We start from the raw sequence: 25,530 nt of genomic DNA, 5'->3' as shown, positions 1-25,530 counted from the left end.
TGCATATACTCCCCGCAAAAAATGAAACACCCGACATCAAAGAAAACCGCGAGCCCGGAACGGACGGCTACGCGAGTTTTCGCCCGTGGTTATTTGTGAAATGCCCGCAATTGTTCGATAATTCTAAGTTTTGGTATTCAAAGGACTTTTTTAGTTCGTATCCCACTTACAGTTAGTAAAAATCTATCTTGAGAGCGTGTTTCTGCGGCCTACGGGCCGGGAACACAAGATCGAAAAAGAGTATGAACGATTACGTTATTTATCTGGTGCCCGCGTTTGGGCTTTTCGGGATCTTGGTGATGGCCTACAAGTCGGCCTGGGTCGGCAAGCAGGAGGCCGGCGACGAGAACATGCAGGAGCTCGCCGGCTATATCGCCGATGGAGCGATGGCGTTCCTGAAAGCTGAGTGGCGAGTTCTCAGCATCTTTGCATTGATAACGGCCGCTTTGCTTGCATATTCGGGAACCGTCCATGAAGTGAACGGCCGCGAGATCCACTCGCATTGGCTGATTGCCGTTGCGTTCCTGATCGGTGCCGTGCTTTCAGCGACCGCCGGATACATCGGGATGAAGGTCGCCACGAAGGCGAACGTCCGCACAACGCAGGCCGCACGGACAAGCCTGAAACAGGCTCTGGCCGTTTCATTTACTGGCGGTGCGGTAATGGGGCTTGGTGTTGCCGGCCTCGCGATCCTCGGGCTTGGCGGTTTGTTCATCGCGTTTCTGGCGATCTTCGCAGAGCTCGGAGCTAACCAAGTTCGAACGGCGATCGAAGTTCTGACAGGCTTCTCACTAGGTGCCGAGTCGATCGCCCTTTTTGCACGCGTCGGCGGCGGTATCTATACAAAAGCGGCTGACGTGGGCGCGGACCTCGTCGGAAAGGTCGAGGCGGGAATTCCGGAGGACGACGTCCGCAATCCGGCCACCATCGCCGACAACGTAGGCGATAACGTCGGCGACGTCGCGGGCATGGGCGCCGACCTTTTCGGTTCGTATGTCGCGACGATCCTGGCGACGATGGTGCTCGGGCAAGAGATAACGTCGCGGGATATGTTCGGCGGGCTCGCACCGATCCTGCTGCCGATGGTTATCGGCGGTTTGGGAATCGTTTTCTCGGTCGTCGGCATGCTCTTCGTCCGCATTAGCGACGATAAATCGAGCGTTCAGGCGGCGATGAATATCGGCAACTGGTCGGCGATGATCTTTACGGTGATCGCTTCGTTCTTTGCCGTGATGTGGATCCTGCCGGACGGCCAACTCTCGCTTCGCACGCAATCGTTCGACAAATGGGGCGTGTTTTACTCGATCGTCGTCGGCACGATCGTCGGCGCGATCATGAGCTACGCGACCGAATATTACACCGCGATGGGCAAGAAGCCCGTTAATTCGATCGTGCAGCAATCATCCACCGGCCACGCGACGAACATCATCGGCGGGTTGGCCGTCGGAATGAAGTCGACGGTGATACCGATCATCACACTGGCCGCCGGTATCATGACCTCGTATTACTTCGCCGGGCTGTACGGCGTGGCCATCGCAGCCTCTGGAATGATGGCGACAACCGCCATGCAGCTTGCCATCGACGCCTTTGGCCCTATCGCCGACAACGCCGGCGGCATCGCGGAAATGAGCCAACTGCCGCCGGAAGTTCGCGAACGGACGGACAACCTCGACGCCGTCGGAAATACGACCGCAGCAACCGGAAAAGGGTTTGCGATCGCAAGTGCGGCGCTAACTGCGCTCGCCCTTTTCGCAGCATTCGTTGGCATCGCCGGTATCGATCGGATCGACATCTACAAGGCAAACGTGCTCGGCGGGCTTTTCATCGGTGGCATGATCCCGTTCATCTTTTCCGCTCTCTGCATTCAGGCAGTTGGAAAGGCCGCGATGGAAATGGTGCACGAGGTTCGCAGGCAGTTCCGCGAGATACCCGGCATTATGGAATACAAGGCCAAGCCGGAATACGAGAAATGCGTTGAGATCTCGACCAAAGCGTCGATCCGACAAATGATGCTTCCCGGTGCCATCGCGTTGATCACGCCGGTCATTGTCGGTTTTACATTCGGTCCTGAAGTGCTCGGCGGATTGCTCGCGGGTGTGACGGTAACCGGCGTGCTGATGGGTATTTTCCAGAACAACGCCGGTGGTGCATGGGACAATGCGAAGAAGTCGTTTGAGAAAGGCGTTGAGATCAACGGCGAGATGTATTACAAGGGCTCCGAGCCGCACAAGGCGTCGGTAACGGGCGACACGGTCGGCGATCCTTTCAAAGACACGTCGGGCCCCTCGATGAACATCCTCATCAAGCTGATGTCCATCGTCTCGCTAGTCATCGCACCGTATATTTTCGGTATCGGGCAGTAGTATCGCCTAGGTTTCGCCAGATGGATCGCGATGACTCGATTGGTTCATCGCGATCTTTTTGCGCCGATTTGACTGATACCAGAGATGGGGGCAAACTATCTCCGCCGTCAAAGAGTTCGACAAGATCCTAAGCAATCGAGGCGAAGCACCCCTTTCGTCCATTTTTCCGCTCGCTCAATTAGGAAAAGCCAGAGCGATGAAAACGACAGACGAATATGAGAAATTTTTCGATTTGTGGAAAGACGCCGACCCCGATATGCCTGCCGTGATCGCTGCACGAAGCGAGGCGGAAGCTCTCACATAGTTCAGTTACACAAGTCTTAAGCGAGATTTTAACCTTCATGCCGCTCGGCTAGTTCTGTCCAGCGGGTGATGTCTGCTTCGAGTCGGGACGTCAGCATTTGTTGTTCGTTGAATAGTTCGTGAACGCGGCCGGCATCGCTGGCGGCAGCGGTGAGTTCTTTGTCGATCTCTGGAAGCCGTTTCTCGGTCTCGGCTATTCGCAATTCCACCGATTCAAACTCGCGCAATTCTTTAAAGGTGAGCTTCTTGGATTTAGGCTTTTCGGGGGCTGCGGCGGTTGTTGGTGCATTCTGCAGAATCCGGTCGCTACCGCTCGCGGTTCTGACTTGGGTTTCTTCGCGGGCATTGGCTTCGAGATAGGCGGTGTAGTTGCCGGCGTATTCGCGGACGTGGCCGCCGGGTTCGAATCGGAACACGTTCTCGATCGTGCGGTCGAGGAAGTAGCGATCGTGGCTGACGACGATCAGGGCCCCGGCGAAGTCGTCGAGATATTCTTCGAGCGCGATCAGCGTTGGTATGTCAAGATCGTTGGTCGGCTCGTCCAGCAGCAGCACATTCGCCGAACCCATCAAGATCCGAAGTAGATACAGACGACGACGTTCTCCGCCTGAGAGATTACCGATCACTGCGTACTGCTGCGCCGGCGTGAAAAGAAACCGCTCAAGCATCTTGCCCGCGGAGATCTGTACTCCTTCGTTGGTCGTCACAAACTCGGCGATATCGCGGATGTAATCGATGACACGCTGCTCGTCGTTGAGTTCCCGGCTCTCCTGATCGTAATAACCGATATGCACCGTCCTTCCGGACTCGATCTCGCCCTCGTCCGGTTCGACGCGGCCGGTGATCATATCAAGCAGCGTCGTCTTGCCGCTGCCGTTCGCTCCGATGATGCCAACTCGATCGTCGCGTTTCAGCTGGTATGTGAAATCGTCGATAAGCTTGTTCGCGCCATAAGATTTCGACACGCCATTGATCTCTATCACCTTCGACCCGAGTCGCTTCGATCCGATCGCGATATCCACCTCGCCCTTCGCCTGCTCTTTCGGCAAGGCCATCAGCGTGTGAGCGGCTTCGATACGATGTTTCGACTTCCGCGTCCGAGCCTTCGCTCCGCGGCGAAGCCATGCTAGCTCTTTCTTTATAAGCTGTTCGCGCTTATGACCCTCGACTTCTCGCAGTTCATCTTGCTCGGCTTTCTTCTCAAGGTAGTAAGCATAATTTCCGCTAAAATTCTGCACCCTTCCGCGGTCGACTTCAAAAATGCGGTCGGTCACACGGTCGAGAAAATAGCGGTCGTGCGTGACGAGAAGCAGAGCGCCGGTATAGCGTGCGAGGTATGATTCAAGCCATTCGATCGTGTCAGCGTCGAGATGATTGGTCGGCTCATCAAGGATTAGGATGTCGGGCTTAAATATCAGTTCGTGCGCCAACGCAACCCGCTTTCGCTGCCCGCCCGAGAGAGTGCCCATCTTTGCCGAAGTATCGATTATATCAAGCTTCTGCAGGACCGCTCGAGCGTTCGCCTCGATATCCCAGCCGCCGTTCATTTCGAGTTCGTGCTGAAGATCGGTCATCCGCTGAAGCGTCGCATCGTCGTGAGCACCCGCGCCGACCTCGTGACACACAGCCTCGTAATCGGCGATCGTCTGCATCACACCGCTGCTCGAAGCAAAGATCGTCTCGAGTACGGTCAGGTTTTCGTCGTACGGCGGATTCTGCGAAAGATAGGCGAGAGTCTGTCCTCTAGCACGGACGACACGACCGGTATCAGGCTCTTCCATTCCGGCGATGATCCGCAAAAGCGTCGTTTTACCTGAGCCGTTAGCCCCGATTATACCGATCTTGTCTCGGTCTTCGAGGCCCAGCGTTACATTCTCAAACAACGGCTTGAAGCCATAATTCTTCGAGACATTTTCAAGCGAAAGAATGTTCATTTAACGGTTCAAAAGGCTAAAATACGCTTCGGCTAGTCCAAAGAACTGGAGGTGGGAACCCCGGTAAGTTCCGCGTTCATCTTCCTGGAAAAGAAATGCGCGGACAAACTTTTCGTCGGTATCTTTGCTAGCATGGAGGGAAGTACTTAATTTTTCTAAGGTGCTCAGGAAGCGGCGTCGGAACGGGGAAAGTGATCGGTCTATCCATTACCAGAAGTGGTTTTCCGACATCTAGGAAATGAAAGAAGAACGCCCATCGATTTTGTTCACTATTCACGCGCTGCTCATCCCAAGGAACTTGCCATTCTAGCGGAGGCACGTCCTCCGATGGTTGGGTTATCGACTCCCAGTCGATTTCGTTATCTTCGTCGATTTCAACCTCGATCAAATAACATGGTTCGGGTGCCTCGACCGGATGAACACCTAAGACCTTCATTTATCGTCCCTATTTTCTAACATCTCCACAAACTGCCCAAAGAGATACTCGCTATCGTGCGGGCCCGGAGCGGATTCGGGGTGATATTGGACCGAGAAGACCGGAAGGGTTTTGTGGCGGAGTCCGGCGACGGTGTTGTCGTTCAGGTTGATATGCGTTACTTCGACATCCGCCGGAAGCGAATCGGGATCGACGGCAAATCCGTGGTTGTGAGAGGTAATCTCGACCTTGCCCGATTCGCGGTTCATGATCGGCTGGTTACCGCCGCGGTGGCCGAATTTCATCTTGAATGTCGTCCCGCCGAATGCCTGCCCGATCAACTGATGGCCGAGGCAGATGCCGAACATTGGCTTCTGCGATGCTGCGAGTTTCCTGATCTCGTCGATAACCTTACTCATCGAAGCCGGGTCGCCGGGGCCGTTCGAGAGAAAGATGCCGTCGGGCGCGAGGGCAAGCACGTCTTCGGCCGAAGTGTCTGCGGGGACGACCGTTACCCTGCAGCCAAACTTTGCGAATTCGCGAAGGCTGTTGGTCTTTACGCCAAAGTCGAAGGCTACAATGTGATATTTGGCATCGGCTGCTGCCGGATATTCGAATCTCGCCTCCGTGGTCACTTCCGTCGCAAGCTCGCGGCCCTTCATATCAGGTGAAGTGCGAACCTTTTCTAGAAGGCTCGCCTCGTCCAGATCGGTCGTCGAGATAACGGCACGCATCGCCCCCTTATCGCGAATGTGGCGGACAAGTGCCCGTGTATCGATCCCCTCGATCCCGACAATGTTGTTGCGTGAAAGATATGACTGCAGGGTCTCGGTCGATCGCCAGTTAGAGGCGATCCGCGATGCTTCTTTGACGACAAATCCCTCAGCCCAGGGCCGGCGGGATTCAACGTCCATCTCGTTGACGCCGTAGTTGCCGATGAGTGGATACGTCATGCAGACGATCTGTCCGGCGTAGCTCGGGTCGGTCAGGATCTCCTGATAGCCCGTCATTGACGTGTTGAAGACCATCTCGCCGAAGGCCTCGCCCTCGGCCCCAAAAGCTTTTCCGCGAAAGGAGCGCCCATCTTCGAGAACGATCATTGCCGAACTTGCGTTATTCATCTGAAAAGCAGTTTATCGCAATGCGTAGCGCCAGTTAAATTGGTGTGTGTGAGAATTTATTTCGCTAGCGGATCACTGCTGGATCGCTCTTGTATCGGAGAGGCTGTCGAGTTCCGATTCCTTGTAGTCGCCGTGTTCGACAAAGCCGATCTTATCCGGCTGCCAGTAACGGAAAAAAGCCTTGCCGTAGATGTATTTTTCCGGGACGAGGCCCCAATAGCGCGAATCGGACGAATTATCGCGGTTGTCGCCCATCACAAAATAATGGTGTGGTTCGACCTTTTTTGCCGGCCAGGTCGGCAGGCTCTGGTTATGCTCTATGTCGAGATAATCTTCCTGCAGTTCCACGCCGTTTATGTTAACGCGACCGTTCCTGACCTCGACCGTTTCGCCCGGCAGGCCGATGATCCTCTTTACGTAGCTCTTATCCGGCTCCCGCGGAAACCAGAAGACAACGATGTCACCGCGCTCAAGATGGCCCCAACTAACGCCTTGTATGTTGTAGTAAACGAGCTTGTTGACCAGCAGACGCTCGCCGTTGTGCAGGTGCGGTAGCATCGATTCGCCCTCGACCACGACCGGCTGAACCGCAAAAACTCCGAGCAAAACGAATACGACGAGGATAAGGAAAACATCGCGCGCGAGCCGAGCGCCCTCTGCCCAAAGAAACGTTCGCGACTGTCTGCGGTAATGATGTACGGCAATGTCGAGATCATCCGCCGGGTGGAGCGGGCCAAAGGGTATTGTTGGTTTTTTGCGGCGTTTGAACACTTTTCGTTTGATACACAAATGCGGTCAAAATGTTGGCCGCATTACTCTTATTTGATTCTGTGCCTCAGTGCGGATTTTGTCAACGCATTCTTTTTTTCAGTGGTTCAGAGGCTTTAATTCAGCAAAGCACGTCCTGCTGATATAGAATCTTCCAAATGACGCCTGAGATACGATCGCTTTTCGCTGCCACCGAACACTACGCCTACCTTAATTCTGCTGCGGTTTCGCCGATGCCGCGTACTGCCATCGAGGCTGTCAATTGGCAGCTTAACGATGTCGCGACACACGGCTCGGAGCACTATCCCGAATGGGTCAAGACGAAAGGCCGCTGCCGCGAACTTCTGGCCGGGATGCTGAGCGTCCGGGCTGAGCAGATCGCATTTATGCGTAACACTTCCGACGGCTTCGCGGCGGTCGCGGTGGGGCTGGAATGGAAGCCGGGCGACAACATCGTGACCTTTGGCAATGAGTTCCCCGCAAATTTTTACCCTTGGCGGCGCGTTCGCGACCGATATGGAGTTGAACTGCGTATCTGTCCCGAACGCGACGGACGATACGAGGTCGACGATCTCATCGACATGATCGATTCGAACACGCGGGTCGTCGCGGTTAGTGCCGTGCAGTTCGCTTCCGGTTATCTCGCGGACCTTGAAAGGATCGGCAGTGCGGCCCGGGCAGCCGACGCCCTTTTCGCAGTCGATGTTATTCAGGGTCTCGGGCAGATGGGTTTTGAGCTCGAAGCGGCGAAGGTTGATATCGCAGCGGGTGCAAGCCATAAATGGCTTTGTGCTCCCGAGGGCTGCGGCATTCTCTTCGTCTCCGAACGAGCACGTGAGCGGGTCGATCCGGCTTTCGTCGGCTGGATAAGCGTAGAGACGCCCTGGGACTTTGAGGACCGCGAACAGCCCTTCAAGCCAAACGCCCTTGCCTGGGAGAGCGGTACCGGGCCTTCGTCGCTTTTTTATGGCTTGGAGCAAAGCTTGACTCTTCTCAACAGCGTCGGGCTTGCCAACATTCGTAGTTACCTTACCGAGCTTTCTGGCTATCTTTGCGAACGGCTCGCAGGCAAGAATTACCGGATCATTAGTTCACGAGAGCCCTCGGAAGCAACGGCGATCGTCTGCATCGAGCATCTCGGCGGGATGCATTGCAATGAGATCGCAGAGCGGCTGCGGGCTGCGGGCGTCATCGTCTCGCCGCGGGGTGATAGGCTTCGGATCGCTCCACATTTTTACAACAACAAGGAAGATATCGATCGGCTCATCGACTCACTGCCCGAGTAATGCCTACGGTTCTAGCCTGAGCGGTTCCGAAAGGTCGTCAAGGTTTAGCCGCGTCAGCCCGCCCGCATCTGAAAATGCGACCATCTTCTCCCGTTGCCCTTCGCGGTATTTGAAGTAGGAAAATCCAACGGTTGCTCCCAGCAAGATAGCAAGTCCAAAACCCAAAACCATCCACATGATCGTCGAGTAGATGATGTCGCGCGAGGTCGTGATGAAATAGCGTTCGAGGTTCTGCAACAGGAACGGGCTCTCGCCAAGCCACTGCACGTCCTTCGCGTACGTAACCTGATCGATCAGTGCAGCTGCGGCAACGGTATCTGGCGTATCGAAAACAAAGACGGAGTAGTTCCCGACGCGGCGGTAAACCGTAGGCGGCTCGGTCGGAGTTTCGGTCAAAATACGGAGAAATTCAGCATCTGCCGAGGAGGCAAACTGCGGCGTGGGGTACTCAATAATAAGCAGCCGGCCTTCGGGATAAACGGCACTTGCGGCCTCGGTCCCGCCGATGAACTCGATCGCGGTGTTAACCGGGCGATCGCCGATCACCCGTGCAAGCTCTTCCTTTGATGCTATGAACGACGCATTTTCCCGAACTGCTTCCCAATTCGGCAGATGGGTCACGATCACCGGCACTCCGGAATCCTCGTCAATTTCCTGCGCGCGGACGCCCGTTTTAGGCTGGGCGGCGACAATGCTGCTCGCGAATATAACGAACAATGCCGCGGCGATCATTCGGCTGCAAATACCGCTGAGCCCAAGCGTTCTTGATGTGCGGAATAAACCGTTTCGCGTTTTGTATTTGTCAGTAAGTGTGGCCACGGGAAATGTATCAAAATAGATCAAGAGACAACTATACCATATCGTGCGCAGTGCAACGGAAAGCCGTCAAGTGGACGAATTGAATCCTCTCTATGATGTTCAGCGAAATCAAAGGTATGCCTCGAAAATACAGTAAAAATATGAAAGAAAAGGCCGGTACGCGGCGATTTTCGAGGTTTGGCACGCTTTTTGAAGCTTGGGATATCGGGGGAGACACGGAAATGACTACAGAAACCTTGAACTATCCTATTTGGCAGAGCGGCACGGCGGCCGCGGAGAGCGATTCGGCGAAGGCAAAATACGTTTCTCCGCTCGCAACCACGAGCGACTTCGAACTCACGCAATCTGCTGCAACGGGCGACATGGCGGCTTTTGAAGAGATCTATCAGCGGCATCACCGCAGGGTCTATTCGATCTGCCTCCGCATGCTCCAGAATGCCTATGAGGCCGAAGACCTTACGCAGGATGTATTCATCCAGCTTTATCGTAAGATCGGCAGCTTCCGCGGCGACTCGGCCTTCACAACGTGGCTGCACCGGATGACGGTCAATCAGGTCCTGATGCACTTCCGTAAGCGAAACGTGAAGTACGAAAAGGTCACCGAGGAAGGCGAAACGCCGGACCAAGTGGTCACCGGCACGACCGATCCGGAACGGATGCAGGTCGTTGACAAGATCGCCCTTGAGCACGCGATCGAGCAGCTTCCGGCTGGTTACAAGAACGTCTTTTTGCTCCACGACGTCGAAGGCTTTGAGCACGAAGAGGTCGCACGCATCCTCGGATGCTCGGTCGGCACATCGAAGTCGCAGCTCCATAAGGCACGGCTTAAGCTTCGCAAGCTTTTGCAGAAGAAGGCCAACCCGCGTCTGGTTGGTGTAAATATCTAAATTCGAAATGCGTCTCCTGTCTGAGAACGCAGGGCTCGCCGAAAGCGGCGGGCCTTTTTCGTTTTTTGCGGCCGAGTTTTCTGCCTGTTTGGTTAGATGGTATATTTCTACCATTCCCGTTACACGTTCTTTCCTTCTTATCCAAACACGATTATGAAGACGACGATCCTTCTTTTCGCCACTCTTTTGTTCACCGCATTTTCCTCGCCGGTGGTGGTTCCGGCGGAGGACGAGCCCTGGCAGCGGGTCGAGGTTATCCGTACTGAAAAAGGCGTGCCGCATATCCGGGCGAAGGATCTCTATGCGGCGGGCTACGCGCTTGCCTGGCTGCAATCCGAGGATTACGGCGACCAAACGGGTATGCGGCTGCTGGCGGCGAGCGGGCGATGGGCGTCGGTTTCGGGTTATGAGCGGATGGACTCGGACTTCGCCATCCGCCGCGTGCGGGCAAAGGCCGAGCCGAAATACGCTACGCTTTCGAAGGACGTTCGCGACGTCTATGAAGGCTTTGCTGCGGGGATCAATCGCTTTATAGAGCTGCATCCCGGCGAGTTTACGGCCGGAATGCCGAGCGACTTCACCGGCTTCGACGTACTCTCGACCGAACTCGCCCAGCCTTCGGCCCAGAAGATCCGCAACTTTCTCAACCAACGTTCCGCCCGCAGCGACGACGACCCGACGACGATGGAAGAGGAAGGCGAAGGGCCGGACGACGGCTCGAACGCCTGGGCGCTTGCCCCGAGCCGAACGAAATCCGGCAAGGCGATCCTGCTCCGCAACCCGCATCTCCGCTGGTCGGCGGGCTACTACGAAGCTCATATGACGGTGCCGGGCGTGATCGATTTTTACGGCGATTTCCGCATCGGCGGTGCGTTCGGCGTGATCGGCGGCTTTAATCGCCATCTTGGCTTTTCGACGACGAACAACTCGCAGGACCTCGATCAGATCTACACGCTCGACGCCGACCCGGCCAAGCCCGATCACTATCTTTTCGACGGTGCTTCGGTGCCGCTTATACGCGAATTGGTGACTGTTCCCTTTCGCAATGGTGACGCCGTCTCGACCGAGACCCGCGAGTTTTGGTCGACGCCGCTCGGGCCGGTGATCAAACGCGAGGACGGCAAGATCTTCGTTTTCAAGTACGCGGGCGAGGCCGAGGTCCGCGGCGGCGAGCAGTTCCTTAAGATGATGCGTGCTCGTTCGCTCACCGAGTGGAAGGACGCAATGAAGATGCGTGCCCGCACCACCTCGAACTTTACCTACGCCGACCGCGACGGCAACATCTATTATCTCTGGAACGCCGCACTGCCACTGCTGCCGCATCCGCCGGTCGATGATCTGACGGCCTTGCCGGCGAAAGGAATGAAAGACGTTTGGACCGAATACGTGCCGTTCGAATCCCTGCCGCAGGTGCTCAACCCGCCGGGCGGTTATGTCCGCAACGAGAATAGCTCGCATCATTACACCAACATCCGGACACCGGTCGTGACCAAGAATGCCTTTCCAAACTTTGAACGGCCACGGCTTTCGCTCCGCAGCCAGCTCGGGCTTCAGCTTGTCGGCGGCGATGAGAAGTTCAGCCTTGAAGACATATGGAAGCTGAAGCACAACTATCGAGCGTTGCTCGCCGACCGCGTGAAGCCCGACCTCATCGCGGCGGTGAAAGCGGCAAAGCCCGAGGGCGATGTCGCCGCAGCGATCGGAGTGCTCGAGAAATGGGACAACACCACTTCGCCCGAGAGCCGCGGTTCGGTGCTTTTTCAGGAATGGTGGCGGCACTATTCCGGGCTTCGCGACGGCCGCGGGCAAACGCTGCCGGATGCCGAGCGTTACGCCAAACCCTGGAGCATCGACGACCCGTTCAACACGCCCCGCGGGCTTGCGGATGCAAAGCGAGCGGCCGAGTCTTTTGCCTGGACGGTTGAAGAGGTGAAAAAGCGTTACGGCAGCTTTGACGTCGCCTGGGGCGAGGTGCATCGCGTCCGCCGCGGCTCGGTTGATGTGCCCGTCGGCGGCTGCGGCAACGACCTCGGGTGCTTTCGCATAATGACCTTTGAACGCGCCGCGGACGGCAAGATGGCCGCGATCGGCGGCGATGGCTGGACGTTCGCGGTCGAATTTGGCGACGTGCCGCGAGCCTTTTCTGTGCTCGCCTATGGCCAAAGCAACCGGCCCGATTCGCCGCATCACGTCGACCAGGCTGCGATGTTCGCTGCCGGCGAAGCAAAGCGCGTCGCCTTTACCGAGGCCGACGTCGACAAGCAAGCGATAAAGCGGTACCGCCCCGGCGAAAAGGCCGTGCGTTGACAAACTCTGCTGGTCGAAGCGTTTCATTTCTACAAGGAGACCGCGCGTTTCTGAAACGATTGAAACGAATGAAAGAAACGAAATGCCTGAAACACGTGAAACGCCTGAAATGCCCTGAAGTTTTGAGTCCCGGCTTTCGAGAATTCCGGATTCCAGATTCCGAATTCCGAATTCGAAGATGAGCCCTTGCTGACGCGCGGGCCTCCGACACGACATTCCGCATTCCGATTTCTGAATTCCGCATTTCTTGGTGTTCTGTTTTTTTTGGGCATTGCGCGTTCGCGGAAACGCCGTGAACACCGTGAACATCGCGAACAACGGAAACGCCTCGAACATCGCGAACATCTGGAACGTATGGGACATCTGGAACGCCTGGAACGCGCGGCCGGGCTTGGGTCTTCGGTCTTTGGCATTGTTTCGCATTGTCAATTGTTAATTGGATCATCGCTAATTGGTTAAAAATGGACATCGGGCTTTGAGCTTTGGTCTTGGGTTTTTCCATGATCGCATTCTGACTTCTGACTTCTGACTTCTGACCTCTTGCTTCTTTTTTCCAATCACTGTCCGTTGACCACTGTCCATTATCAATTGGTCATAACCTCCCGCTGTCCATTTTGCTCATTCCCCGCCCACATGTGAATGGCGATCCGTGAGATATGGACGATATGGATGATATGGAAGGTGCGAGTTGCAGAGTTGCAGAGTTACGGAGTTCGGGATCCCGGCTTCAGCGGCCTATTTCTGACTTCTGACTTCTGGATTCTGAATTCTGCCTTCCGACTTCTCGCTTCTTTCCTTGACACCATTGCTACAATTATCCCTATTGTTTGTGTTGATCTTGCGAGGTATTGCTGTGAAGAAACTAGTTCTGCTATTTGTTGGCGTGTCGTTTAGCCTCGCGTGTGGTCCAGCGGGGAGTTCGGGTTCGAATTCGGCGGGCTTCGAAGACAAATGTAAATGTGGAGAACAGGACGCCGTACTCACAATCTGAGAATGCCTACATGTTGGCGCAGAACTCGGTTCTTGCACGCGAGCTATCGCCATCCGGAAAGTCGGCAACGGAGATCGTCGGAAAGACGGTGACCGAGAGCAAGCTCTGGCAGAATAAGATGTTCGACGGGGAACTCAGACGGTTTATGGGGAAAGATTACGCAGCTATGAGGAAGTACTGGAACAAGGAAACGCCCATTAGAAAATTTGGCGACTTCCTGATGATGACCGGCTGCGAAGCTCAAAACTGTGCCAATAATCGATACGTCATTTTCATCGACCTAGGAACGGGAAGCATAGGCGTTGTGCACATCAGCAAGGATGGCGTTCGAGATTGGAAAAATGGCGATGTTGATCTGCCGCCGCCGTTTGTGGAAGAACTGGGCAGGTTGAGGGCAGAAGGTGGGATTTAGAAGCCGGGAGGCAGAAGCGAAAGGTCTTGTTGGGTGAATCGCCCTTACTTGCGTGCGGCCTCAAACACAGAGATTCCGAAATCCGCGATGGATGTTAAGCCCTTGCTGACGCTCGGGCTACTGCATTGGAGCCCTTACTACCGCCCCCGCGAAAAACCATCCAGATAACGGCCATGCGTCTTAGGATGGGGTAATTTAGTTGTCAGAATGTGCTTGTTATCAGTGGCCGTACGGTTACGAGCGTCTTAATCGGCAACAAATCCTTTGACCGTCGATAATGGTTTGGGTAATAACTTTCTCGAGAAAATCGATGAGCAAATCAAATCGCGAATCTTCGGTAGTTGTCACCTTCCGAATTAATAGAATTGCACGATGGGTGTTCGTCATCCTCAGCTGCGTGATTTGGTCTGTCCTTCTTTTTCCAGCATTCCGCGACAGCAATGGATCAGCAGAGTCCATCCTACAAGCTTTGATGGAACCATTCTTTAGCCCACTGGTGATCCTATTCGCTATCTTTCAACTGGGATCGTTACTCACCGTCACGTTTAATCGAATTGAGTTTCACCGAGATAAATTCTGCTTAAAACGATGGTGGCGCTCTGACCGATGTATCCTTTACTCGCAAATCGTGGAGATTATTGATCACGATGGGAGTGATTATGTCTATTTCATGCTCACGTCCGGAGAGGCCGTCGATATTCCGAAACACTATTCTTCTGATGTTCTTGGAAGAACCGAATTCGGTAGTCAAATACGCGAGGCAATCGACAAATGCAGATTTTGACTATGAATAATTGTGCGGGGTTCGACCGAGACGGGGGGATTAAAATTACCGAAGAGCATTTGTCGTTCGTAGGAGTACAGCGATTGCTTGTGGACGACGGCATTTTAACCCTGACTGCAAAGGTTGGAGAACGATGTCCAGAATAAAAATCGCAAGCGTTCCATAAAAGTAGATATTAGCCTGCTTCCGGGCCGGAATCAGTTCTTGGACCAAGCATCTAAATGCGACGGTGAAAGAGGCTCCGTATTATGCGGATACTTCCATTTCCTTAATCTTTATGTTCCGCTGACGCATTTCCGCGACGAACTTGTCCGGGTCGATGGCTTTTTCTTGCGGGGTTGCTCCGCGGGAGAGTACGTCGCCGCGGGCCATCATTTGGGCGATGATGGATGCGGGGAAGGCGGTGGTTCGCATCATTGCTGAGAGGCCGGTTTCAGGGTCTTGTTTGTCTACGATGTCGTAGCGGAGACGCGTCGCAGCTCCATCGCTATCCGACACCCTCCCTACCGGTCGGGTTTCTGCCTTTGTGAGGCCGACGAATTCGAGGCGGACGAGGACGTAGTCGGGGCCATCGGCGGGCAGGTGTTTCTGGAGCAATTCGCCGAAGACCTTGCGGGGAATGATTTGAGACGCATCGATGGCGGCGAACTGGCCGCCCGCTGACGCAGGCGGTTCTGACAATGGCTCGCTTGAGCAGAGGCCGAGGTCGATCATTGTCCGGAATTTCTCGCAGTGGCCGGCGTAGCGGATGGTCTTGTAGTCGAGTTCCCTGATCTTCCCGAGAAATGTATCGGGCAGCGTCGAGGTGCCGCCGGAGGTCTGAAATGCCTCGAGCGGCGGAAAGCCTTCGAACTCTAGCGCTTCGAGCTCGGTCATCGACGGCACTTCGGTTATCTCGCCGACGCGGATAACGCGGGCGACCTCGATGTATTCATTGATCAGGCCTTCGACCGAAAAGACGAGCTGGTAATCGAGCGGCGGTTCGGGCCGCTGCGGCAGACCGCCAACGCGGATGTGTATCTCGTCGAGCCGCTCGAATCGGGCGGCACCGTGCATTGCAAGGATCGAGACCATTCCGGGCGCAAGTCCGCAGTCGGGAATGATATTGATGCCGGCGGCTTTCGCCTGCTCATCCATCGCAAGCTGCGCATCGACGACGTAGTTATTGCCGCCGAGGTCGCAAAAGTTGGTACCGGTCTCGATGGCCGCCCGCGAGAGCGACTCGTTGTACCAATAATTGACGCACGAGATGGCCGAGTCGTGGCCTTGCATCAGGCGGGCGATGTCCGAGTGGTTTGCGGCGTCGACGTGATGAGCGTCGATCCGCGAGGTGCCGACCGCCTCAGCGACCGCTTCGGCCTTTTTCAGGTCGGCATCGGCGACGGTGACGCCCTCAACGCCCGGCGAGTTGTGAATAAGATCAAAGGCCGCACCATGTCCCATGCGGCCGGCTCCGAGAACGAGAATTTTCATACTTTAAAAGTGAGCGGTGAGCTGTCAGCAGTGAGCAGCGTTGTGAAGATCATTTTCTCGATCAAGCTATAAGCTATAAGCCGTTAGCTTTTAGCTTTCTTACTGCTTACTGCTCATTGCTCACCGCTCACACTTATCTACCAATCGTCAGTATCTTCAGGCTCCTGGCCGGCGATGGTTTCGCCTGCGAGTTCCCATACCTTTTTCTTCCAGCTCCGCATTCCTTCTACAAGGTTGAGCGCAGCCTGCGGGTGGGCCGCGTTGCGTTCGAGCCGGATGACCTCGGCCGTTACGGTGACGGGGTCGTCAAGGTTTTCGGTGACGGTCAGGTTCACCTTTGATCCGACGGTCGGGAGCTTTCGCGGCAGATAAACGAGCGTTCCGGCCGGGCCGACATTCTCGGTCAATCCGTCCTCGGTAACCTCATTGCCGGCTTCGTCCTTCCAGCGGATCTGGATAGGAAAAGATATGGCGTATCGCGAGCCGTGGCGTCTGTCCTGCATTTCGTTGGGCCTCAACTTTTGTGTTGTAGAAACGTTTGAGTAGGGTGAACTCGGAGAAATCGCCTTCCGCGAGTGCCCCGATATTCTAACAGAACGGTTCTTTTTTGCACAATTATTTACTGCGTAGCTAACGCCGCCCGGCGATTTTGACCCCTTTTTTGAGCTAGACAAGCCCTTTTTTAGATGATAGGGTTTTAAGTTGTTCCAAAGCCAATGCCAAGGAGCATGCCGAAACCAATGTTTCGGCACATTTAATTAGGTCATGTTTATTAACGAATAGTGGCTGTTCCCCACGGTGACATCCGCTATTTTTGACTTTTTATAGCTACTTGAATTTTTAATGGTCGGATTTATGAAAAATATAATGAAAACGGGCGTGCTCTTGGCGCTCTTTAGTCTGTTGGTCGCGTTTGTCTATGCACAAACGACGACCGACGAAAACGCAAACTTTAACTTTAACGAACAGGAAACAGAGCTCACCACAACTCCAGAAGCAGTTCCCGCAGAGACACCGGCAGCAGCAAAACAAGAACCCGCAAAGCCTGCCGAACAGAAGAAAGAAGAACCCGCAAAGGCCGAAGAACCCCAGCAAGAAGGCAACCCGCTTGTAAAGAAAACGGCTGCTTCGCGTGCCCGCGGTGCGAGCAAAGGCCGCTTTGTGGCGACCGCTTATTGCCTCCGCGGCCGCACGGCAAGCGGTGCGATGGTTCGCCGCGGCATCATCGCAGCTGACCCGCGTGTGCTTAGGCTTGGAACAAAGGTCTATATCGACGGCGGCGGCCAATCGGGCGAATACCTGGTTGCCGATACCGGCGGAGCGATCAAAGGAAACAAGATCGACATCTGGATGGCAAGCTGTGCGGACGCACGCCGCTTCGGCCGCCGGACGATCAGCCTTAGCCTGGCTCAATAGCCCACACTGCACAAAACATGACCAAGGGCCGCTTCAGACGAGGCGGCCCTTTTTGTTCTTTGCTCGGTCATGATCTCCGGTCACAAGGCCGGCGGATATCGGCCGGAATTCCAAACTACACCAAAATGTGCGGCTGAAGCCTTGCCCGCATGATCAAGATAATTGTCTTTCCCGCGAAGCCTACGCCCGGTTTCTTCCCCAGATCAGCCACCCGAGGGCGATACCGAGGCCGAGAAAGAGCAGAGTCGGCAACCACATAAAGCCGGAGCCAAAGCTACCGCGACCGCCCATCATGCCGCCGCCAGACCGCCAACCGTCCATCATGCCATTGCCAAACAATCCGCTGGCGAAGAATAAGAAAAGACCGGCAACTACGACAAGCCCGATGATAAGAAACGCTTTATTATTTTTACTCATTTCAGGGGTCTCCTCCGAAGACCCGGGCAACTGATAGCCGCAAATCACGGCACCTTAACCCATAACTAAATAATAGTGCCGAAACCTGCAACACGTCTGTGCGCTGAGACACTTACACAGATCTAGGTTCTCTGTGCTTCCCGCCCGGAGGAATGCGGAATGAGAAATGCGGACTGCGAAATCAAGAGATCCACAGCCCGCACGATCAGCGATTTACGATTCACGATCTACGGTTTGCCCTTTCCAGGCTTGTCGGACTTGCCGGCCTTGTTTGGGTTGTCAGGCTTACCGCCGCTCTTTCCCGGATCATTGGGCTTCCCGGGTTTGTCGTCACGGCCCTGGCCCTTGTCGCCCGGACGCTCTTCGCGGCGGTCATCGCCGCGGCCGGGATTCTCGTCCTGAGACGTCTTTTCGTCACGGACGCCGTCCGGCCCTTTGCCGTAAACACCGCCTTTGTTGCCGGGTTTCCTGAATGGCGGGCGGCCCGGATTTGCTTTGTACCACTCGGCCTGTTCCTTTGTCGGTTTGGCAAAGCGGGCCTTGATCTGCCCGAGGTGCCGGCCATTGTTCGGCGACTTGATCTTTATCTTGTCGTAGAAGGCCGGTTGAGTTGTATAAGCGAAAACGGGGTCCGGATAGCGTTCTGTTATGCGGGTGCGGTAATACGGCGTTTCGACCACGTAATACGGATCGTAGTAATCCGGATAGTTGTCGTAATAATACGGTGAACTATAGTAATCGCGGTCACCAAACAGCGAATTTACCAAGCCGAGCGAGCGGTCGAGCCAATTCGTCTCATAATTATAATTATCGCCGTACATCCCCTCGTCGCCGCGAAACATCACGCGAGCTCCCGTGTACCGCGGCTCATCGCGATAGAAGAAGACAGTGGCAATGTCCTGGACGAGGTCCGGGCCGTAGCGTGCGAAAAGGGAGATGCCGCGTTCGAGGTCGTTGTCGCCGCCAAACTCTTGCACACTTATGTAATCGGCATAACCATCGCCATTCAGGTCAAGGTTGTTGATGCCGTCAGGTTCATTCAGGTAACGCTCGAATTCCTGCGGGCTGTTCGACCGCTCAAGCAAGGCACCTGCTCGTCGGAGGTCAAAGTTGTCGCGAGCCCAGTAGTCGCTAAGGTCAGGCGTCGGTTCCGCCATCGCCAGCGTGTTTGCGTTTGTGTTCGCGTTGGTTTCAACAACGACGTTCTGCTGAGGCTGGTCCTGGTTGCAGCCGGTGATAAAAAGCGCACCGGCCAAAACTGCCAGCGATATCTTGTTCATGTTCATAAATACGATCCTCCCGTGTGATCATTCGAAATTCGCGGGCATATGGACAGTATGGACCTAAATCGGCGAATTGGTAAGCATTTTTTTGGCAAAAGGGTCAGGCGGCCTTTGGAGACACGATCGAAACAAGCCGCATTTTCGCTTGAAACATTCAGTTCATGATTCCGAAGGTGGTCTTAAATCCGGATCCTCAGACCGTTCGCGCAGTGAGGTGTCTTCATTCATTAGCCGGGCGACCTGAAAGATGTAGTGAAAGCCGGACGCGACGGCCAAAAGGACAACGAAGAAATAAACGGTCGGGAGATAGAAACTGTAGCCCGTAACGGCCGCGATAAGCACGAGCGTTACTGCCACGACCTGGACAAAGGTCGAGAGCTTTCCGAGCCACGAGGGGCGAAAGCCCTTGAATCCGGTGATTATATTGATCGCGCCAGCGACCGTGATGATGAGCACGTCGCGGCCAATGACGGCGGCCGTTACCCAAAATGGCACCGGTAGAAACCGGACGGGCTCAAGCACGCCCGGCAGCGAGAGAACGATGAACGCTACGGTCATCAGGAGCTTATCGGCGATCGGGTCGATGATCGTCCCAAGTTCTGATTCCTGCTTGAACCGGCGAGCGACGAAGCCGTCAACGCCATCCGAGACGCCGGCGATGAGAAAGACGAGCAAAGCCCAATGGCTGTTTCCGTAAAATAAAAGGCTGGCAAAGACCGGGATCAGGGCCATGCGGAGAAAGGTGAGAAGGTTGGGGATGGTCAAGATCATTCGGCCTTCAGCTCAAGCAGCGATATCTCAGGCGGACACTGATAGCGGACCGGAAGCACGACCGTGCCGATGCCGCGGGTTATATAAATGTGCGAATCCTTTCGCCGATGGAGCCCGGCCGAGAGCCGCCGCCGCGGTATGAGGCGATCCTTTGGTGTGCGAGTGCGGACGCGGACCTGGCCGCCGTGGGTGTGGCCGCTCAGAGTTAGGTCGATGCCGCGGCGGACAGCCTGACGAAAGATGAGCGGGTTGTGAGCCAGCAAAAGCTTGAACTCGTCGGGAAAGGCTCCCTTCATCGCGGCCGGAAGATCCGTTTCGCCGACCATGTGGTCATCAACTCCGGCAAGCCAGAACGCCGCCCCGCGTGCTCCGAAGCGAAGGCCTTCGTTGACAAGCATGTTGATGCCCGCCTTTTTGAAGGAGGAAACAACGAGCGGTGCGTCCGTCCAATGGTCATGATTGCCTAGACAGGCGTGCGTTCCGTGCTCTGCCTTTAGCGAACCGAGCACCTCGGCGACGGGGCCGATGTACGTCCGATCGTGCGAAACGTAGTCGCCGGTAAGCACGAACATATCGGGTTTGAGCCTGTTCGCAACCTTAACCGTCCGCGTGATGTGTTCGAGCGAGGTGAACGGGCTGTGGTGAATGTCGGAGAGATGAATGATACGAAACCCGTCGAGCTTTTTCGGTAGCCGCGGCAGCGAAACCACAATATGTTCGAGCGAAAGGCTGTTCGCCTCATCGATCGCGTACTTCGCGACCCGCGAGAGATTGCCGGCAAGTTCGCGCAGGGGCTGGTCGGCGGCGATCAACTCATTGATCCGCTCGGTCAGTCGTTCTCGTTTTGCTCGTGCAGGTTTGATCACACCCTCGATTGAGATTATAGTCTGCGGCCGGTTAGTTACCTATCAGCTTCAAAAACTTCCGCTTGCCGACCTGAAGTAGAACCTCTGTATCAGAGACGCTGATCTCGGCCGTAGAGTTCGATGCTTTCTCGCCGTCGATCTTTACGCCGCCCTGTTCGACGAGACGACGGGCCTCGCCCTTTGAGGCGGTAAGGCCGGTTTCGGCAAGCAGGTCCGCGATCCGGTAAGTGCCTGCAGGCATTTGCCTTCGCTCAATATCGTCGGGCACTTCTTTGTTGACAAAGAGGCGGTTGAATTCCTCTTCGGCGGCGGCGGCATCGGCCGCGGAGTGAAAATCGGTAATTATGAGCTTTGCGAGTTTCACCTTAACATTCCGCGGATTCTCGCCTCTATCGATCTCCGATCTCAAGTTTGAAATGTCGCTTTGCGTTAGGTCGGTCAGCAGTTCGTAATAACGCCACATCAGCTCGTCTGAGATGGACATCACCTTGCCGAACATCTCATTCGGCGGCTCCTCGATGCCGATGTAGTTGTTGAGCGACTTCGACATTTTATTGACGCCGTCGAGCCCTTCGAGCAAGGGCGTGGTGATGATGACCTGCGGCTCCTGGCCAAACTCTCGCTGAAGATTGCGGCCCATCAGCAGGTTAAACTTCTGATCGGTCCCGCCAAGTTCGACGTCCGATTCAAGCGCGACCGAGTCATACCCTTGGGTCAGCGGATAGAGCAATTCGTGGAGCGAGATCGGCTTTTCCTCCTGAATCCGTTTGCTGAAATCGTCGCGTTCGAGGATTTGTTTGACCGTTGTTTTTGCACAGAGCTTTACGAAGTCGGCTGCGGTAAACTTGTCCATCCATTCGCCATTGAAGCGAAGCTCGGTCTTTTCGGGATCGAGCAGCTTGAACATCTGCTGCTTGTAGGTCTCAGCATTGGCGTTGACCTCTTCTCTCGTTAGCGGCGGGCGGGTCACGTTCTTGCCCGAAGGATCTCCGATCATTCCCGTAAAATCGCCAATAAGAAAGATGACCGTATGTCCAAGGTCCTGAAAGGCCTTCAGCTTGCGGATGACGACCGTATGGCCGACGTGAATATCAGGCGCCGTCGGGTCAAGCCCAAGCTTTACGCGTAACGGCTTGCCCGTCTTTGCCGAACGCTCCAGCTTCGCCCGCAGGTCCTCTTCGCGGATCAGGTCAACGGTGCCCTTTCTTAAGATCTCCAACTGTTCGTCAATGGTCATATAAACCAAGAATTGTAAGACACTTCGCCGCCGAACGGCTATCTGCCCGCAGATAAAAGCTGTGTCCGCAGCGTTAGATTTTCACTCTCGCCCCATTTCGGGTTATCATTTTTTGGTCAGTTCCTTATCCGATCGGTCTCGTGATCAAGGAACTCTTCACCCCTTTTTTTCCGGGTTCGGCTACTGCCAAACTCATTAACTAAGTCCACTTATGAAGAAACTAGTACTTCCGATAATTGCAGTTCTTTTTTTCTCGGCCGCCGCGGCTCAGGCTCAAGACCCGGATTTTGCTGCCGGGTTGGAACAATTCAAAGCAAAACAATTCGAGGCCTCGGCAGAAACCTTCCGAAAAGTGACGGTGAAACAGCCGACAAACAAGGGGGCCCATTTTAATCTCGGCCTTTCACTTTTCAACCTTCGCCGATACAGCGATGCCCTGCCGTCATTTAGGCGGGCCGCGGAACTCGACGCGACTGATGGAAAGTCGTTCGAATACATCGGACGGGTATCCATCCTGACCCGCGATTATGCGGAAGCGGCAAAGGCCTTCCGCACCCAGATCGCGCTCGACCCAAACAACTTCAATGCGAATTATTTTCTTGGTTACTCGTTGCTTGAGAGCAAGATCTATCCGGATGCCGAAAAGTTTACAAAGGAGGCCATACGGCTTGACCCGAATCATGCCGTAGCCCGAACAAATCTCGGCAAGATCTATAACGCACAGAAACGATATCTGGAATCAGTTGCACCGCTTACAGAGGCCATCCGGCTTGACCCCAAGATCGCAGACGCCCATTTCGGGCTCGGTAACTCATTTTACAATCGGAAGTTGTATACCGAATCTATCCCCCATTATGAAAAGACGACCGAACTGCTGCCGAACGCTGCTCTTGCATTCGCCTATCTCGGGGACGCGTATCTGAACACCAAGCAGAACGAACGGGCAGTCGCCTCGTACAAAAAGGCAATTACGAACGACCCGAAGGAGTCGGTTGCTCAGCTTGGACTTGGACTTGCGTATATGAATTTGAAGAACTATTCCGGCGTTCGTGCGCAGATCGCGGTTCTTCAAGTGCTGGACGCCGAAAAAGCTAAAGACCTTCAGCAACGCGCCGAGAAGGCGGGAATGCCTGCACAATGATCGTGCTGCATAGCTAAAGTTCCCGATACATTATGTAAGCATCGGTCGGACCGAGAGTTTTGTGGCGGAAGGCGTTTGGAATGGTGCCGATGATCTCCATCCCGATCGACTGCCAGAGACGAACCGCCGCCGTGTTCGATGCAACGACGAAGTTGAACTGCATTGCGGTAAAGCCGAGCCGGCGGGCTTCTTCGAGCGAAAACTCGGCCATCTTTCGCCCGATGCCTTTGCCGTGCTCCGCGGGCGAAACCATATAAGCCGCGTTGCAGACGTGATCGCCAAGCCCGGGCTGATTCGCCTTTAACCAGAACGTCCCGAGAACGACCTCGGTTTCTTGGCTGCTCATTTCTGACACAACGTAAACGTTCTTCTCTGGCGAGAACCAGTAGTCGAGCATTTCTTCTTTCGAAGACCCCGGATCAAAGACATAGGTATCCCCGCGGGCGATCACCTCCCGGATGATCTCCCAAACCGCATTTTTATCGCTCGTTTCCGCTTTTCGGATCTTGGCCATACCTAAATAAGACGCGGTACGCAAGAAAACGGGACTCACATTTCACTTAAGGTATTTTTCGAACCAGTCGAGGTTGCTTTGCATCGTCGCGATCTGGAGCCGCGGTTCTTGAATGCCGTGCGGCTGGCGCGGAAGAACGATCATCCGTGTCGGCACGCCGCGGCGTTTTAGCGCAACGTAAAGCTCATAGCCCTGCGAGATCGGCACGCGGATGTCGTTCTCGCCGTGCTGGATCAGCGTTGGGGTCTTGGCGTTCTTGATGTTGAACATCGCGGAGTGCTTTGCGTAAACGGCTGGGTCGTTCCAAAACTCCGCCTCGAAATAATCGGGGACGAACGAGGGAATATCCGCCGTGCCGTTAAAGCTCATCAGATTCGTCACCGGTGCCCCGGCCGAGGCCACCTTGAAGCGGTCGGTCTTGGTGATGATCATCGATGTCATGTAACCGCCGTAGCTCCAGCCCATTACGCCAAGCCGGTTTGCGTCGGCGACGCCCATCGCGATTACGTGGTCGACCCCGGTCATCAGGTCCTCGTAATCCATCCCGCCCCAATCGCGGATGTTCGCCCGGCGAAATTCGACGCCGTAGCCCGACGATCCACGCGGATTGGGCCTGAGGACGGCGTAGCCCTTAGCAGCAAGAGAGGCGAGCGGATAGGCGCCGCGGCCGCCGACATAATTCCGGTTAAAGACGCCGGCAGGCCCGCCGTGGATATTCAGGATCAGCGGAACCTTGGTGCCCGCCGTATAGCCCATCGGATAGGTCAGGAGCCCTTCGATCTCGCTGCCGTCCTTGCTCTTCCATTTGATGACGTCGGTCCGCGGAACCGTGTACTTTGCGTACTCGGCATTCGCGTTGGAGACCTTTCGAGCCTCCATTACGTCTTGTCGGCCGACGAACACCTCAGGCGGTGAATCAGACGTCTGCTTAACGAAGGCGTACCAGCCGTCTTTGCCGGCAAATGGGGAGCTGATCACGGCGTCCTGATTGTCCATCATCTGGATCGTGCCGGAATCGATATTCGCATCGTAAAGTGCTGTGCCTGTTCCGCGAGCTTCGGTAAAAAGAATGCCGCTGCTGTCCTGATGCCAGGCGAGAAGGTTCGGCTGGCCGTCATGTGAAGCTGAGAGCTTTCGCGGCGCGCCACCGCCCGTGGGGTAGATGGCGATGCGATTACTTTGCGCCCAGCGGACCGGAAGATCGCTGACCGAGGCAGCGATAAAATTACCGTTTGGCGAGAAAATCGGGTTAGCCTCGGCCGCTTCGGTGGCGGCAAGCACTGAAACCGAGCCCGAGCTTACATCGACGATAGAAATATCAGAGGTAGGCCAAAAATCGACGACCGGCGACTTTACGTGAGCGAACGCGATCCGTTTGCCGTCCGGCGACCAATCGAACGCAGTTACGTGGCGGCCGACATCGCCGATCTTTTTCACCTCGCGTTTGCCGGCGGCATCGGCCGCGAGCGGCGTTAGATACAGCCGGGCAAGCTTTACGTTCTCATCGACCCAGCGGAAATCGTTTCGGGCCTTGCCGTCCTTTTCCTCTTCATCGGTTCGCGGGTCAGTCATCGTAAAGGCGAACGAGCGGCCGTCAGGTGACCATTCGAAATTGCCCACGGCACCTTTGCCGTCCGTTATTTGCTCGGCCTCGCCGCCCGCGACCCGCAGAACGTAGATCTGATTGCGATTATCCTTTCGGTTCGAAGTGAAGGCGATCATCGAGCCATCCGGCGACCACTGAGGGTTGGTGGCTGACTTGTCGCCAAAGGTGATCTGCCGATTGTCGCTGCCATCGGTATTGGCCATCCAGATATGGGTGATGAACTCGCTCTTTTCGGCGGTCATTACTGCTTCGTTGACGGTGTAAACGACCCTTCGGCCATCCGGCGAGATCTCCGGCGAACCGAGTCCTTTTAACTTCACCTGGAGCTCCGGACTCCACGTGTATTGCGGGTAGGCGGCAGCGGTAAAAAAAGTGACGGCAAGTAGCAACGACGCAAAGCGGGCAAAGGTTCTCAT

The 25,530-nt window shown here is 55.3% G+C and carries 21 protein-coding genes; 7 read left to right on the top strand and 14 right to left on the bottom strand.

Annotation, left to right across the window (positions count from 1 at the left end):
* The first annotated feature begins 242 nt into the window (after positions 1-242).
* On the top strand, positions 243-2,363 hold the full coding sequence (locus IPM21_07540; GenBank protein MBK9163749.1) for a sodium-translocating pyrophosphatase: 2,121 nt from the start codon (positions 243-245) through the stop codon (positions 2,361-2,363).
* Between the two features lie 332 nt (positions 2,364-2,695).
* Here the strand turns inward: IPM21_07540 and IPM21_07535 are convergent, their stop codons facing one another.
* The 4 genes from IPM21_07535 to lepB form a co-directional block, all read right to left on the bottom strand.
* On the bottom strand, positions 2,696-4,600 hold the full coding sequence (locus IPM21_07535) for an ABC-F family ATP-binding cassette domain-containing protein (protein MBK9163748.1): 1,905 nt from the start codon (positions 4,598-4,600) through the stop codon (positions 2,696-2,698).
* A 127-nt stretch (positions 4,601-4,727) separates the two neighbouring features.
* On the bottom strand, positions 4,728-5,036 hold the full coding sequence (locus tag IPM21_07530) for a hypothetical protein (protein MBK9163747.1): 309 nt from the start codon (positions 5,034-5,036) through the stop codon (positions 4,728-4,730).
* A complete protein-coding gene (gene carA, locus IPM21_07525) occupies positions 5,033-6,136 on the bottom strand; it encodes a glutamine-hydrolyzing carbamoyl-phosphate synthase small subunit (GenBank protein ID MBK9163746.1) in 1,104 nt (367 codons plus the stop codon). The genes IPM21_07530 and carA overlap by 4 nt, the downstream gene beginning before the upstream one ends.
* Positions 6,137-6,208: 72 nt before the next feature.
* The gene (gene lepB / locus IPM21_07520; GenBank protein ID MBK9163745.1) at positions 6,209-6,907 is read right to left on the bottom strand and encodes a signal peptidase I; all 699 of its coding nucleotides are present in this window, start codon (positions 6,905-6,907) and stop codon (positions 6,209-6,211) included.
* A 155-nt stretch (positions 6,908-7,062) separates the two neighbouring features.
* Here lepB and IPM21_07515 point away from each other — a divergent pair, with 155 nt between their 5' ends.
* Complete coding sequence (locus tag IPM21_07515; GenBank protein MBK9163744.1) at positions 7,063-8,190, top strand: aminotransferase class V-fold PLP-dependent enzyme; 1,128 nt, start codon at positions 7,063-7,065, stop codon at positions 8,188-8,190.
* A gap of 3 nt (positions 8,191-8,193) precedes the next feature.
* Here the strand turns inward: IPM21_07515 and IPM21_07510 are convergent, their stop codons facing one another.
* Positions 8,194-9,033 (bottom strand): hypothetical protein, encoded by an 840-nt coding sequence (locus tag IPM21_07510; protein MBK9163743.1) that lies wholly within the window; start codon positions 9,031-9,033, stop codon positions 8,194-8,196.
* A gap of 197 nt (positions 9,034-9,230) precedes the next feature.
* On the opposite strand from IPM21_07510, the gene IPM21_07505 reads away from it, so the two are divergent.
* The 3 genes from IPM21_07505 (at position 9,231) to IPM21_07495 (ending at position 13,606) form a co-directional block, all read left to right on the top strand.
* Positions 9,231-9,896, top strand: a complete 666-nt coding sequence (locus IPM21_07505; protein ID MBK9163742.1) for an RNA polymerase sigma factor — start codon at positions 9,231-9,233, stop codon at positions 9,894-9,896.
* A 153-nt stretch (positions 9,897-10,049) separates the two neighbouring features.
* On the top strand, positions 10,050-12,203 hold the full coding sequence (locus tag IPM21_07500; GenBank protein ID MBK9163741.1) for a penicillin acylase family protein: 2,154 nt from the start codon (positions 10,050-10,052) through the stop codon (positions 12,201-12,203).
* A 959-nt stretch (positions 12,204-13,162) separates the two neighbouring features.
* Complete coding sequence (locus tag IPM21_07495) at positions 13,163-13,606, top strand: hypothetical protein (GenBank protein ID MBK9163740.1); 444 nt, start codon at positions 13,163-13,165, stop codon at positions 13,604-13,606.
* A 1,030-nt stretch (positions 13,607-14,636) separates the two neighbouring features.
* On the opposite strand, the gene IPM21_07490 is transcribed toward IPM21_07495, so the two are convergent.
* Both IPM21_07490 and IPM21_07485 read right to left on the bottom strand, forming a co-directional pair.
* Entirely contained in the window at positions 14,637-15,863 is a 1,227-nt protein-coding gene (locus tag IPM21_07490) for a saccharopine dehydrogenase NADP-binding domain-containing protein (GenBank protein MBK9163739.1), read from the bottom strand.
* A 137-nt stretch (positions 15,864-16,000) separates the two neighbouring features.
* On the bottom strand, positions 16,001-16,366 hold the full coding sequence (locus tag IPM21_07485; GenBank protein ID MBK9163738.1) for a PilZ domain-containing protein: 366 nt from the start codon (positions 16,364-16,366) through the stop codon (positions 16,001-16,003).
* A gap of 352 nt (positions 16,367-16,718) precedes the next feature.
* Here IPM21_07485 and IPM21_07480 point away from each other — a divergent pair, with 352 nt between their 5' ends.
* Positions 16,719-17,279 carry a hypothetical protein gene (locus IPM21_07480; protein MBK9163737.1) on the top strand — a complete coding sequence of 187 codons (561 nt, stop codon included), beginning with the start codon at positions 16,719-16,721 and terminating at the stop codon, positions 17,277-17,279.
* 180 nt (positions 17,280-17,459) lie between these two features.
* On the opposite strand, the gene IPM21_07475 is transcribed toward IPM21_07480, so the two are convergent.
* The 5 genes from IPM21_07475 to IPM21_07455 all read right to left on the bottom strand — a co-directional run bounded on the left by IPM21_07475 (position 17,460) and on the right by IPM21_07455 (position 21,853).
* The gene (locus tag IPM21_07475) at positions 17,460-17,696 is read right to left on the bottom strand and encodes a hypothetical protein (protein ID MBK9163736.1); all 237 of its coding nucleotides are present in this window, start codon (positions 17,694-17,696) and stop codon (positions 17,460-17,462) included.
* 227 nt (positions 17,697-17,923) lie between these two features.
* Positions 17,924-18,982 (bottom strand): hypothetical protein, encoded by a 1,059-nt coding sequence (locus tag IPM21_07470; GenBank protein MBK9163735.1) that lies wholly within the window; start codon positions 18,980-18,982, stop codon positions 17,924-17,926.
* A 156-nt stretch (positions 18,983-19,138) separates the two neighbouring features.
* The gene (locus tag IPM21_07465; GenBank protein ID MBK9163734.1) at positions 19,139-19,750 is read right to left on the bottom strand and encodes a CDP-alcohol phosphatidyltransferase family protein; all 612 of its coding nucleotides are present in this window, start codon (positions 19,748-19,750) and stop codon (positions 19,139-19,141) included.
* Entirely contained in the window at positions 19,747-20,616 is an 870-nt protein-coding gene (locus tag IPM21_07460) for a metallophosphoesterase (protein ID MBK9163733.1), read from the bottom strand. The genes IPM21_07465 and IPM21_07460 overlap by 4 nt, the downstream gene beginning before the upstream one ends.
* Positions 20,617-20,647: 31 nt before the next feature.
* On the bottom strand, positions 20,648-21,853 hold the full coding sequence (locus tag IPM21_07455; protein MBK9163732.1) for a tyrosine--tRNA ligase: 1,206 nt from the start codon (positions 21,851-21,853) through the stop codon (positions 20,648-20,650).
* A 211-nt stretch (positions 21,854-22,064) separates the two neighbouring features.
* Between IPM21_07455 and IPM21_07450 the strand changes: the two genes are divergently transcribed.
* The gene (locus IPM21_07450) at positions 22,065-22,994 is read left to right on the top strand and encodes a tetratricopeptide repeat protein (GenBank protein MBK9163731.1); all 930 of its coding nucleotides are present in this window, start codon (positions 22,065-22,067) and stop codon (positions 22,992-22,994) included.
* Positions 22,995-23,007: 13 nt separating this feature from the next.
* Here the strand turns inward: IPM21_07450 and IPM21_07445 are convergent, their stop codons facing one another.
* Together IPM21_07445 and IPM21_07440 are read right to left on the bottom strand one after the other, a co-directional pair.
* Entirely contained in the window at positions 23,008-23,508 is a 501-nt protein-coding gene (locus tag IPM21_07445; protein ID MBK9163730.1) for a GNAT family N-acetyltransferase, read from the bottom strand.
* A gap of 42 nt (positions 23,509-23,550) precedes the next feature.
* Positions 23,551-25,530 carry a S9 family peptidase gene (locus IPM21_07440; protein ID MBK9163729.1) on the bottom strand — a complete coding sequence of 660 codons (1,980 nt, stop codon included), beginning with the start codon at positions 25,528-25,530 and terminating at the stop codon, positions 23,551-23,553.

It is taken from the genome of Acidobacteriota bacterium, from assembly GCA_016716435.1.
Classification (GTDB): domain Bacteria; phylum Acidobacteriota; class Blastocatellia; order Pyrinomonadales; family Pyrinomonadaceae; genus OLB17.
Note: the sequence above shows the minus strand (reverse complement) of the source record. Positions and strands in the feature narration are given on the sequence as shown.